Source organism: Aerococcus sp. L_32 (assembly GCF_050689315.1).
Genome location: NZ_JBOEQF010000069.1, coordinates 1 through 10,970, shown reverse-complemented (window position 1 = coordinate 10,970; position 10,970 = coordinate 1). Strand labels below are relative to the sequence as shown.

The 10,970-nt window shown below is 37.9% G+C and carries 13 protein-coding genes; 7 read left to right on the top strand and 6 right to left on the bottom strand.

Annotation, left to right across the window (positions count from 1 at the left end; genetic code table 11):
* Positions 1 to 298 precede the first annotated feature (298 nt).
* Positions 299 to 943, bottom strand: a complete 645-nt coding sequence (locus ACRCJ0_RS06280; RefSeq protein WP_431389916.1) for a deoxynucleoside kinase — start codon at positions 941 to 943, stop codon at positions 299 to 301.
* Positions 944 to 1,112: 169 nt separating this feature from the next.
* Here ACRCJ0_RS06280 and ACRCJ0_RS06275 point away from each other — a divergent pair, with 169 nt between their 5' ends.
* From ACRCJ0_RS06275 to ACRCJ0_RS06245, 7 genes are all read left to right on the top strand, one after another.
* A complete protein-coding gene (locus tag ACRCJ0_RS06275; protein ID WP_268402784.1) occupies positions 1,113 to 1,889 on the top strand; it encodes a threonine/serine ThrE exporter family protein in 777 nt (258 codons plus the stop codon).
* A complete protein-coding gene (locus tag ACRCJ0_RS06270; protein ID WP_016897222.1) occupies positions 1,889 to 2,413 on the top strand; it encodes a threonine/serine exporter family protein in 525 nt (174 codons plus the stop codon). The genes ACRCJ0_RS06275 and ACRCJ0_RS06270 overlap by 1 nt, the downstream gene beginning before the upstream one ends.
* A 124-nt stretch (positions 2,414 to 2,537) precedes the next feature.
* Positions 2,538 to 3,719 (top strand): alpha/beta fold hydrolase, encoded by a 1,182-nt coding sequence (locus ACRCJ0_RS06265; protein ID WP_431389914.1) that lies wholly within the window; start codon positions 2,538 to 2,540, stop codon positions 3,717 to 3,719.
* 27 nt (positions 3,720 to 3,746) lie between these two features.
* The gene (locus tag ACRCJ0_RS06260; protein ID WP_431389912.1) at positions 3,747 to 4,634 is read left to right on the top strand and encodes an immunity protein Imm33 domain-containing protein; all 888 of its coding nucleotides are present in this window, start codon (positions 3,747 to 3,749) and stop codon (positions 4,632 to 4,634) included.
* A gap of 39 nt (positions 4,635 to 4,673) precedes the next feature.
* Positions 4,674 to 5,048: a CidA/LrgA family protein gene (locus ACRCJ0_RS06255; RefSeq protein ID WP_016897225.1), complete on the top strand. Its 375-nt coding sequence runs from the start codon at positions 4,674 to 4,676 to the stop codon at positions 5,046 to 5,048.
* A complete protein-coding gene (locus ACRCJ0_RS06250) occupies positions 5,041 to 5,733 on the top strand; it encodes an LrgB family protein (protein ID WP_431389910.1) in 693 nt (230 codons plus the stop codon). The genes ACRCJ0_RS06255 and ACRCJ0_RS06250 overlap by 8 nt, the downstream gene beginning before the upstream one ends.
* Positions 5,734 to 5,998: 265 nt before the next feature.
* Positions 5,999 to 7,018, top strand: coding sequence for a branched-chain amino acid aminotransferase (locus tag ACRCJ0_RS06245; protein WP_418147864.1), 1,020 nt, complete (start codon positions 5,999 to 6,001; stop codon positions 7,016 to 7,018).
* A 165-nt stretch (positions 7,019 to 7,183) separates the two neighbouring features.
* Here the strand turns inward: ACRCJ0_RS06245 and ACRCJ0_RS06240 are convergent, their stop codons facing one another.
* From ACRCJ0_RS06240 to nrdD, 5 genes are all read right to left on the bottom strand, one after another.
* Positions 7,184 to 7,687, bottom strand: a complete 504-nt coding sequence (locus tag ACRCJ0_RS06240) for a nucleoside 2-deoxyribosyltransferase (protein WP_083068353.1) — start codon at positions 7,685 to 7,687, stop codon at positions 7,184 to 7,186.
* A gap of 69 nt (positions 7,688 to 7,756) precedes the next feature.
* Positions 7,757 to 8,422, bottom strand: a complete 666-nt coding sequence (locus ACRCJ0_RS06235; RefSeq protein WP_431389907.1) for an HD domain-containing protein — start codon at positions 8,420 to 8,422, stop codon at positions 7,757 to 7,759.
* Positions 8,423 to 8,450: 28 nt separating this feature from the next.
* Positions 8,451 to 9,125 (bottom strand): deoxynucleoside kinase, encoded by a 675-nt coding sequence (locus ACRCJ0_RS06230; RefSeq protein WP_431389905.1) that lies wholly within the window; start codon positions 9,123 to 9,125, stop codon positions 8,451 to 8,453.
* Positions 9,126 to 9,246: 121 nt separating this feature from the next.
* A complete protein-coding gene (gene nrdG / locus ACRCJ0_RS06225) occupies positions 9,247 to 9,936 on the bottom strand; it encodes an anaerobic ribonucleoside-triphosphate reductase activating protein (RefSeq protein WP_431389918.1) in 690 nt (229 codons plus the stop codon).
* Positions 9,937 to 9,997: 61 nt separating this feature from the next.
* On the bottom strand, positions 9,998 to 10,970 hold a 973-nt coding region (nrdD, locus tag ACRCJ0_RS06220; protein ID WP_431389903.1), incomplete at its 5' end, for an anaerobic ribonucleoside-triphosphate reductase.

The following is a 10,970-nucleotide window of genomic DNA, read 5'->3' as shown; positions in this document are numbered from 1 at the left end:
TGCTAATACAGTTGCAATTTTTGCCATAATTTATAGCCTCCTTAAAGCTTTGATAAATATATCATAAAGGATATATTTATAGCATGCAAAGGATATGCATTATATGGTATTTAACTGATTAATATTAAAGAACACTTTTTATTATATTGATTAACAAGCTAATTAATGGCTTGTTAACTATATATTCTAGGGTAAGTTCATATATTATTTACCGCGCCACAACTTCCGTTACTATTAGAATATATATGGAAGTGATTTAACAAAGTAAAAAAAGCTCAAGTGGTAATAATTATAATGATCAATTCTTTTGGAGTGTTGCCCACTTGTCTTGAATTTTTTTCGCAACGATTTCTTGGTCCTTATTTGTTAAAATGTCAAATTTGCTAACATCGATGGCCATTTTAGCTGAATGGTCATAGTTTGCGTACCATTCATCATATAGGGTGTGTAGTTGCTTATAGTAGGCTAGTAAATCTGGTCGACCTTCTACTTGTTCGTATGGACGCCCACGACGCTTGATTTTTTCAAGGACTAAATCAAATGGTGCATGTAAGTAGACAAGTAATTCTGGTGATTGGTTGGTTGATTCTGAAATAATACGAACATCGTCCATCATATTGGCTAATAAATCTTGGTACAACTGCCATTCTACATCTGATATATTGCCGTTAATATTATTTACCTGAGTGAATAAAGCATCTTCATAAATTGACCGATCTAATATTGCACGGTCAAATTTCATCCCGCGTTTAATGCTTTTAACGCGTTGGTTTAAAAAGTAAATTTGCAGTGAAAAAGCATATTTCGTTGGTTCGCTGTAGTATGCATCCAAAATTGGATTTTCTGATACCTCTTCAAAAAGTGGTTCTGCTTGAAACATTTTTGCCATATGTTGGGTATAAGTAGTCTTACCAACACCAATCATGCCTGCCATGGTAATCATATTCAATTGCTCCTTCATCTAATTAGTCGGGGCAATTATAGCATAAATTTGACCTGGCTTGGGTTAGAAGACAGATTGAAATAGGATACATTTACATGGAAAGTAGCAACTTTATTCTTTGATGACCTATGGTACAATAGCCGTGGATTACGATAAAGGGTGGGTGAAAATGGTAGATTTAAATAAGAAAATTTTAGAAACGGCCCTGTTAGCCGGGCAAATAATGACAGAGAGTAATGCAGAATCATATCGTGTTGAAGATACGATGAACCGAATTTTAACAACATCAAATGCAGCATATGCAGTGGCAATCTCTCTTTCAACAGGTCTTTATATGACCCTTGATGACCCATCTTTTGAAGGTTCTGGGTTTACTGGTATTAAGAGAATTACACGCCGTTCTAACAATTTAAATAAAATTACCCAAGTGAATCATATTTCACGTGAATTGACTTCAGGTAATATTTCAATTGACGAAGCTTATGAGCGGTTACAGGTTCTTCGGTTCCAGAAGCCCCAATATTCAAAATTACAAGTATCAATCGGAGTAGTTGGTTTAGCTGCAGCCTTCTCTTTCCTTTTTGGGGGAGGTATTAACGAGTTGATCATGTCTTCAGTTAATGGTTTAATTTTAGCCTTATTATACCGTCTAATGGATAAATACTATATTAGTGAAGGTTTTTCAAATATTATTCAAGCACTTGTTGTAACAGTTGCTGCTTATTTAATGCAAGCCTACGTATTATCGAACACAGATATCAATATTGTAATTATTTCTACATTGATGCCAATGGTTCCAGGAACGGCCTTAACTAACTCCTTCCGTGATATTTTTCATGAGGACTACATTGCGGGCGTTTCTAGAGCAACAGAAGCCTTTTTGAACGCCTTAATGATTGCCTTAGGCGCAGCACTGGGTCTTGCCTTGATTGGAGGTTTATATTAATGAAGGTAATGGATATAATTTTACAATTAATAGGTGCTTATGGGGTAGGTTTATTCGCAATTTTAACGATTGAAGGACCACGAAAAGTTCTATTTTGGACACCACTCATTAATATTGCTGGTTGGGGTAGTTATCTGATAAGTATACATCTTGGTGGTTTTTCAGAAATAATGGCTACTTATTTTGGTTCCTTGGTTATTGCCTTAATTTCCCAGATGTATGCGCGTATTTTTCGAGAGCCAGTAACAGTTTTCTTTATTCCAGCCTTCTTCCTCTTTGTGCCAGGAGGTGGCATGTACCGGACGGCATTAGCCTTTATTCAAGGGGACACGGCCCAAGGCTTTACTGAACTAGGAGGTACGCTATTTACTGCCTTGGCTATTGCGCTTGCGGTTTATACATCTGATACTTTTGTGCAAATTATTAATAAACAAAAATTTCCAAAATTTATCCGAAAAAACTACCGTGTTATACCTAAAGTAGCGAAGAAAACTGAAAAGAAAATCGAGAAAAAACTTAAATAGAATAGGCTCACTTCTCCTAATAACTAGAAAAAAGCTGATAATTGATTACTATTTCATTTTAAGGGCGTATGTGATTTGTCACTGCGTTTTTTCTATATAATGATAGAAAAGAGGGGGAGATAGTATGAAAAACTGGCTTGCGTTGTTGGTAACCAGTGTTGTACTTACTGGTTGTGGGTTAAATTACCAGGATAAAAGTGTAGATTTGAATACGCTGAATGTGGATGAGGAGGTTGCTAGCTTGGATGAAGAGCCATCTCTTTTCACGGAAGATTTTGAGGCTAATGGAGAAGAGGCATTGAGTCAATTTAATGCAAAACTGGCTGATTTGCCTGCCGTTGAGCTAAGAGATTCTGGCATTCAAGAGAGTCATTTTCTGCGTTTGAATGGCCTAGACCAGTATGTGTATGAGGTAGGTCAAGGTGAAGGGTTACCGGTGGCGATTTTCCTCCATGGGGGACCTGGCTTTTCTTATACAAACCAAGCAGACACTTTGGTTGGTTTATCTGATCAGGTGAATGTACTTTTTTGGGATCAGATTGGTGCGGGTCAAACTTATGAAGCTAATTCAAATGCAGAACCCAATATGGGCGATTTACAGGCTTCTTTAACAGATTTAGTTGCATATACCAAGGTACGTTATGGGGTTGATCAAGTGGGCATTATTGGTCATTCATGGGGATCGGCGTTAGGGGCCTCCTATGTGCTTGACCATCCAGATGATGTGGCTTTTTATGTGGGCATTGGGCAAGTGGTCACACCAGTTGAGGATGAGGCAGTGGCTCTAAGTCAGACGCGAGAATTGGCGACAAGTTTAGGGCGTCAAGATTTACTTGATCAATTAAGTGAGATTTCAACTGATTATCCTAACACGGAAAATTTTTTGACTTTAGCTTATGAGGCGGCGATTTTACGGTCAGTTCAGCGTGAATTAGGGTTTGGAACAGCTGATTTTGTCCAATATTTACCTTTATTGTTAACCAATCAGGTGGATAAATTATCGGCAGGTGACCGGGAAATGCTTGACCGTATGTTACTCAACCAGCGCTTGTATCGAGAGTTATTAGCGACAGACATATATGCAAGGGACCTCGAATTCAGTATGCCTGTTTACCTGATTTCTGGGGAAAATGATACCCAAGTACCAAGAAGTCAGTCAGAAAAAATGATTGAAAGAGTTCAAGCACCGACAAAAGAAATGATCATTATACCGGATGCTGGGCATACCCCAATGATTGATCAGGAAACTGATTTTATACAAACGCTAACAACCATTATAAACCGTACATTTTCGGCAAATGGATGATTATTTTTTGCCGATTTTTATGCTAAAATGGATACAGACAAATCTATTCAACAACAACATTTGATCTACAACAATATGCGGAGGATAAATATGACCAAGCAATTGATTCCAAACGGGGGTAATTGTTTAGCTTCGGTAGCACTACTTGAAGGTAAGCAACCATTATTATGGGCCTTCCGTGAAAAGAGCTTGATGCCAAGTGATAGTGGTTGGCGTTTTTTTGCTGCGACGGATACGCAAACTGAAATTATGGACGGAAAGAGCGTACTTCTTGTCGATATTAATAAAATTGCAGAATTGGAACCAACTGTAGCGGGTATTTATTGGTATCCAGAAGGAGCTGATTTTCAGCTAGCCAGTAAAGATGGCAGCAAGTATTTCGTGTACAACGATACTTTCGAAAGAGTAGTACCGGCACCCAACTATAAAGACTTACCACTTTCGTCAAAAGCCTTCGTACAACATTTTAATGAGGCCACGGCAACATTAACCCATACTGCCATGGCTGAAAGCTTACAATTATCTGCTGAAAAAGTGGATATGCTAAAACTATTAGATTTAATGCATACAAGCGATGCAGATAATCTATCGGATGTAGAAATCTTTCTTAATACAGGTTTATTATTTGGCTTCGTAAATATGCGAAATAAAGCCCTACATATGACCTTATCAGATGGGCAATTGGATGATATCGCGGGAACTATGATGGATTATTTTAATCTAAAGCGAGAGAAAGCTAGTACCTACGTTTACCATTACGCTAACTTAAAGCATGATGGGACAGCAGTTGCTGAACAACAATTGACGATGTATGGTGGCAAAATGTATGAGTGGTTAAAAGTTGACGACTTTCATGCAATCAAAAATGAGTATGCTAACCTCGTGATGCATCATCGCAAAGCCAAAATGGTTTAACGAATTTTACCGAAACTAAACAGAATGGAGCGTTAAAAAGTGAAGTATTTTAAACAAGCCTTTATTATTATTGTGATAACTTTAATCTCTGAAGTATTATCACACGTCTTACCTTTACCCTTGTCAGCCTCGATTTACGGCATGGTTATATTATTCATCTGCTTAATGACTGGTGTGATTAAGCTGGAACAAGTTGAAAATGTAGGTGAATGGTTAATTGCCGTGATGCCTGCTATGTTCGTAGTGCCAGGTGCTGGTTTTATTACTTCTTGGGCAAGTTTACAGCCGCATTTATTATCTTGGTCAGTGATTATTTCGGTGACAACTATCCTTGTAATGGCCGTTGCTGGTCTTATAGCGCAATCGCTACAAAAACGTCAGAATGCTAAGCATGGAGGAGAAAATAATGAATAGTTTATTTGATTTGTTCCCCTCATTTGGTTTATTTCTAACCTTAGGGGTATACATGATTGCCATGTGGATAAACAAGAAATTAAAAACACCTATAGCCAATCCATTGTTAATTGCAGTTATTTTAATTATTGCTATTTTAGTTGTTGGCAAGGTAAATGTTCCTGTTTACCAAGAGAGTGCCAGCTTTGTGTCTTATCTGTTAACACCAGCAACTATTTCTTTAGCTATTCCTGTATATAAACAACGCCATATTTTAAAAGAAAACTTCTGGACAATTATTATTACAGTTGTGGCAGCAATGGTTACAGCAGTTGGGAGTGTCTTGATTGTCGCTGTTATCTTTAATATGGATGAAGAAATTTTACGTTCGGTGCTATCTAAATCAGTAACAACTGCCATCGCTATTGATATTACTGAAATAATTGGTGGTATTACACCAATCATTGTTGGTTCAGTTGTTTTGACGGGTATCTTTGGTGTTGTGGTGAACGAATGGATCTTCAAACTTCTAAAAATTGATTCATATTTTGCGCGTGGTTTAGCTATGGGTACTTCAAGTCACGCCATGGGTACAGCAGAATCAATGAAAATTAATGAACTCCAAGGCGCAATGTCTAGTATCGCCATGGTAATATCTGGTATTGTGATTGCTATTTTAGTACCAATCGTTGCAGGTTTCCTATAAAAATTGGTAAGCGCTAGTTACTAAATATATTTCGAAAAGTGTTGTCTATTTTGGACAACACTTTTTATTTATCAATAAAAAGCAAAAAAAAAAGTAAAAATGAGATTTATTCTCATTTTAAGTAGAAACAAACTACCCTTTTTCTCATAAATAGTGTTAAACTAATAATATATTAATGGATCGTGAGAGGCGTTTATTTGCTTAGATGAACAATATCCGAACCAACACGAATTTCATATAAACATGATTTGAAAGGATGAGCAACATGACAGTAGATATCAAATGGGAAGAACTAGGTTTTGAATATATGAACTTGCCATACCGTTGGCGTGCCTATTGGAAAGATGGCGAATGGTATAAGAGTGGTTTGGAAACTGAAAATACGATTCAGATTGAAGAAGGCGCACCAATTTTACATTACGGACAAGGTGCTTTTGAAGGATTGAAGGCTTTCAAAACAAAAGAAGGCGATATCCAAGTCTTTCGTCCTGATCAAAATGCGAAACGTTTAAATGCGTCAGCAGCCCGTCTAGTGATGCCTGAAGTGCCAGAAGAAGACTTCATTCATGCAGTTAAAGAAGTGATTAAAGCAAATGCTGAATACGTGCCACCATATGGTACGGGTGCTTCATTCTACCTACGTCCAACTTTAATTGGGGTAGGGGATAATATTGGTGTGCGCGCGGCTAGTGAATATATCTTCACTGTATTTGCCATGCCTGTTGGCCCTTACTTCAAGGGTGGTATGGTACCAACAGCCTTTACAACGTCTGAATTTGACCGTGCTGCACCTCATGGTACAGGGGCAGCGAAGGTTGGTGGAAACTATGCAGGTAGTTTACAACCAGGTATTGAAGCTAAGAAACAAGGCTACTCTGACGTTGTATATTTAGATCCGGCTACACATACAAAAATTGAAGAAGTAGGTTCCGCAAACTTCTTTGGTATTGAAAAAGATACCAATAAATTTGTGACACCTAAGTCACCTTCAATCTTACCGTCAATCACTAAGTACTCATTACTTTGGTTAGCTGAACACCGTTTAGGCTTAGAAGTTGAAGAGGGCGATGTGTATATTGATGATTTAGACCGCTTTAGTGAAGCAGGAGCATGTGGTACAGCGGCTGTCATTTCGCCAGTATCATTTATTACCCATAACGACCATAAACATGTATTCTATTCAGAAACTGAAGTAGGCCCAATCACTAAAAAATTGTATGATGAATTTGTGGGCATCCAAAATGGTGACGTTGAAGCACCTGAAGGCTGGATTCTTAAAGTTTAAGATAAGGCCAGAACAATTAAAAGTGATTAGCTTAATAGATAAAAACGAATAGTTTGCTTGATCTTTGATGAAAATATTAAAGGCATGAAAGGGTAGTAAAATTCCTTTCATGCCTTTTTTTGGTATGCAAAAAGCACCAGGCTAACCTGATGCTTGTTCATTTTTTTAGATAACATCCATGTCTGGAAGTGGGTTTGTTGGGAAGTGGTTGAAGTCATAAGTTGCTAATTCATTGATATCAGTCATGAAGTAAGTGCCTCCACGCGCAATCATCAAGTTTAATTCTTTATTTTCTAAACCATTTTCACTTAATAAGACAACGATAGCTGGTTTGTGCATTGCACGCATAAAACCTAACTCAAAGGCTGTACCGTCATCGACGTTTTCAACGTCATATAAGAAAACACCAGCGTCTGCAGTATTCATTGCAGATAGGTCATTTTGATAAGTCGCTACTTGCCATTCAAATGAACCAAAAATACCTTCTGGATCACGGTCAAAAGATGTGTCTTTGTATTGGTGATCAAATGGGAAATGAACAACACCAACAGTTGGGTTTGCATTTAAGGCTTTTGTCGCCTCATCTACACGACGAACTTGGTCAGGGTTGAAAAAGGGTGTTGCTAGATATAGTTTGGTGCTTGCTGAAGTATCTTTACGTTTATCCAATGATATAACCTCTTTCTTAAATTCAAAATGACTTGCTAATTATATTCTACAATAAATAATACGAATTGTTTAAATATTTCCTTGCCACTCAGCCATAAATTGGTCAAGAAATTGTCGCATAAAAAGTGTCCGCTCATGCGCAATCTCTTTGCCAGCTTCTGTATTCATAGAATGTTCTAGTTTAAGTAGTTTTTCATGAAAATGGTTAATTGCAGTTGAAGGATGGTTGCGGTAATCATCTTTATTCTGCACATCAATCACAGGGATTTTTGGATTATAGATTTCGTTATTAGCGTGACCGCCGTAGGCAAAGGTTCGAGCAATACCAATTGCACCAAGTGCATCAATTCGGTCTGCATCCTGAACGTATTGGCCTTCAACTGACAAATCATATTGAGTAGTTAAGTTTTTTGAGTAGGACATATGTTGAATAGTATAAAGAATATTTTCTCGACTAGCTGGCGAAAGACATAACTCATCTAAAAGTTGTTCAACTTCCATTTGACTAAAAATAATATCCGAAACTAGCTTGTCATCAATTGTATCATGTAAATAAGCAGCGGCTTCAATGATGATCAAAGCCTCAGTATTACGTTCACCATAATCTGCTATATACAGGGTTTTAGCAAGTTTAGCAACTCGATCTGCATGCCAGTAATCATGACCAGTGGGGTCAAACGCCATGCGTTCTCTTGCAAAATCTTGAATTTTTTTAAGTCGTATTACCATTTCCATTTGCCCATCTCCTTAACCAAACAGTATTTTATTCAAATGTGTCAACAGTCACAATATCATTTTCAATCATAAAGTCTTTAATATCTTGAATTAAGACATTTTGATGGTGGGGGTACTTGACCAAGTCGTATTTTTCCATATCAATGAACATCACTTTGGATTGATTATAGTGATTTTCCACCCAATCATCATAACCTGACCATAAGCGGTGGTAATAGTTGGTGAGTTCCTCTCCTTGTTCAAAATCACGTCCACGGTTTTCGATGCGAGTCATCACTGTTTCAAAAGAGCCATGCAGATACAACATTAAATCAGGATGCTTGCGCGGGATTTCAGCTAATTCTTCCATCATATTACGAGATAGATTTTCGTAAATTGAAAACTCTTCTTCACTAATACGGCCAATGTCTGTATTCACTCTAGCAAAGTACCAATCTTCAAAAATAGATCGATCTAAAACTGTTTTATCTTCTCTAGAAGCTTGCTTAATTGTTTTAAATCGTGAATTCAAAAAATCCAATTGTGTTAAAAATGGATAACGCTTCAACAATTGCTCTTCTGGACTAGCTTTGTAAAAATAAGGCAGCATAATGTTATCTTCAACTGATTCGTAGAAGGGTTTAAAGTCTAATTCATCTCTGATTAAGTTTGTAACGGTGGTTTTACCCAGGCCGATCATCCCACCAACGGTTATCATTGTCATTGTGTAACTCCTAACTTTTTTAAAAATCGTAAACCTTTAAATGAAATGGTTTAGCTAAAAAATCATTCTATACCTATCTCAGAATAAAAGGTAATTTGATATTTGTAAACCGATAAAATAATTACTTATATGGCAAGCCGTCAGCATTTGTCCAAAGTACAAGCTCATTCTTTTGAAGACTCGCTGGGACATCAATAATTCGCTGGTTGCGACTTCCTTTAAACTGTAAAGTTAGATCCATTTGATCTTGTAGGAAACGACCATCAACCAACACATCGATTAAGTCTAAGAGGGCAAGTTTATCTTCTGAATCGACTAGTAACTCTTCAAAGGTATAACCTGACCAGCACCAAATATCTTTACTGTGCCCATAGCGGTCACGTAAAGCCTGGCATAGCGGTAGTAAGATATTAGTGTTTAGCATAGGTTCCCCACCTAATAAGGTCAAACCTTGGCAGTAACTAGCCCCAATATCTTCCAAAATTTGATTTTGTAGTGCTTCAGTGTAATCAATTCCGTAGTTGAAATTCTGGACAACCCGGTTGTAGCAGCCTGGACAAGCAAAGAGACAACCACTGACGTAAATGGAACAACGAACACCTTCGCCATCTACAAAGTTATAAGCTTTGTAGTCAGCGATTTTTCCTCTAGACCAATCTTTTGCTAACCATTCTTTTGGTTCTGGGTTGTTGGGGGATTTGGGTGCGCGCTGGGCTCTTCTAGCTAACCTCTTCTGAATTAATTCGGCCCGTTTAATATCTTCTTCACTAAGAAAGTCTTCAGGTCGCGCCTCTTGCTTGTCTTCCACCATAGACCGTTCGGTATGTTTTTTAGGAATTAAGGATTTTTCCGTCTGTTTGGCATTTTCATCCTTATGGTTGGTCGTCAATCTGATCACCCCATACTGGTTCATTGTAGACAATGGCATCTTCTCCGTCCGCTTCAAATGAGGTATTTACGCGACTTTGAGAGAGATGTTTTGTCCGAGATGAAATTTCTTTATGTCGTCCGTTTACCATTGGTCGTTGCTGTGGATTACCGAGGTAACCACAAGTTCGTTTAACGACATCGCAGGTTTTAGGGTTATTATTACCACATTGTGGACATTTAAAGCCGCGGTCAGTTGGTTCAAAATCACCATCAAAACCACATTCATAGCAGTGGTCAATTGGGGTGTTAGTCCCTAGATAGCCTACCCGGTCATAGGCGAAATCCCACACAGCTTCAAGCGCTTTAGGATTTTGTCTCATATTTGGGTACTCACAGTAGTGAATGAAACCACCACTGGCATATTGCGGATAGTCTTTTTCAAATTCAAGTTTTTCAAACGGCGTAGGGGATTTGCGGACGTCATAGTGAAATGAGTTTGTATAGTATTCTTTATCCGTAATATCCGAGATTGGCCCAAATTTTTCAAGGTCTAATTCGCAAAAACGATCAGTCAGACTTTCAGCTGGTGTTGAATAGATACTAAAGTGGTAGCCGTAGGTATCTCCTAGATGATCAGCTTTTTGCTTCATCGTTTTCAAAACAGACAGGGTAAAGTCCTTTGCGTCAGGATTTAACTCCCAATTAGGGCCATAAAAAGCTGTACCGATCTCATATAAACCGATATATCCCATTGATATGGTAGACCGTTTCTGATTAAATAAGAGGTCGACTGGCTCATCCTCATTTAACCTTTTACCAAAGGCACCGTGCATATATAAAATCGGTGCGTTTTCTGGCTTAGCTTCCTTTACCCGATTGATACGGAATAAAAGCGCATCCGCCATAATATCTAGCCGTTCATCTAATATGCTAAAGAATCGTTCTTGGTTGCCTTTAGCTTCAAGTGCAATCCGC

Excerpts from the sequence above, each read along its gene's own strand:
- ACRCJ0_RS06280 (WP_431389916.1), bottom strand. The coding sequence starts at position 943 with ATGATTACCATGGCAGGCATGATTGGTGTTGGTAAGACTACTTATACC.
- ACRCJ0_RS06275 (WP_268402784.1), top strand. The coding sequence starts at position 1,113 with ATGGTAGATTTAAATAAGAAAATTTTAGAAACGGCCCTGTTAGCCGGG.
- ACRCJ0_RS06270 (WP_016897222.1), top strand. The coding sequence starts at position 1,889 with ATGAAGGTAATGGATATAATTTTACAATTAATAGGTGCTTATGGGGTA.
- ACRCJ0_RS06265 (WP_431389914.1), top strand. The coding sequence starts at position 2,538 with ATGAAAAACTGGCTTGCGTTGTTGGTAACCAGTGTTGTACTTACTGGT.
- ACRCJ0_RS06260 (WP_431389912.1), top strand. The coding sequence starts at position 3,747 with ATGGATACAGACAAATCTATTCAACAACAACATTTGATCTACAACAAT.
- ACRCJ0_RS06250 (WP_431389910.1), top strand. The coding sequence starts at position 5,041 with ATGAATAGTTTATTTGATTTGTTCCCCTCATTTGGTTTATTTCTAACC.
- ACRCJ0_RS06245 (WP_418147864.1), top strand. The coding sequence starts at position 5,999 with ATGACAGTAGATATCAAATGGGAAGAACTAGGTTTTGAATATATGAAC.
- ACRCJ0_RS06235 (WP_431389907.1), bottom strand. The coding sequence starts at position 8,422 with ATGGAAATGGTAATACGACTTAAAAAAATTCAAGATTTTGCAAGAGAA.
- ACRCJ0_RS06230 (WP_431389905.1), bottom strand. The coding sequence starts at position 9,125 with ATGACAATGATAACCGTTGGTGGGATGATCGGCCTGGGTAAAACCACC.
- nrdG (WP_431389918.1), bottom strand. The coding sequence starts at position 9,936 with ATGGTGGAAGACAAGCAAGAGGCGCGACCTGAAGACTTTCTTAGTGAA.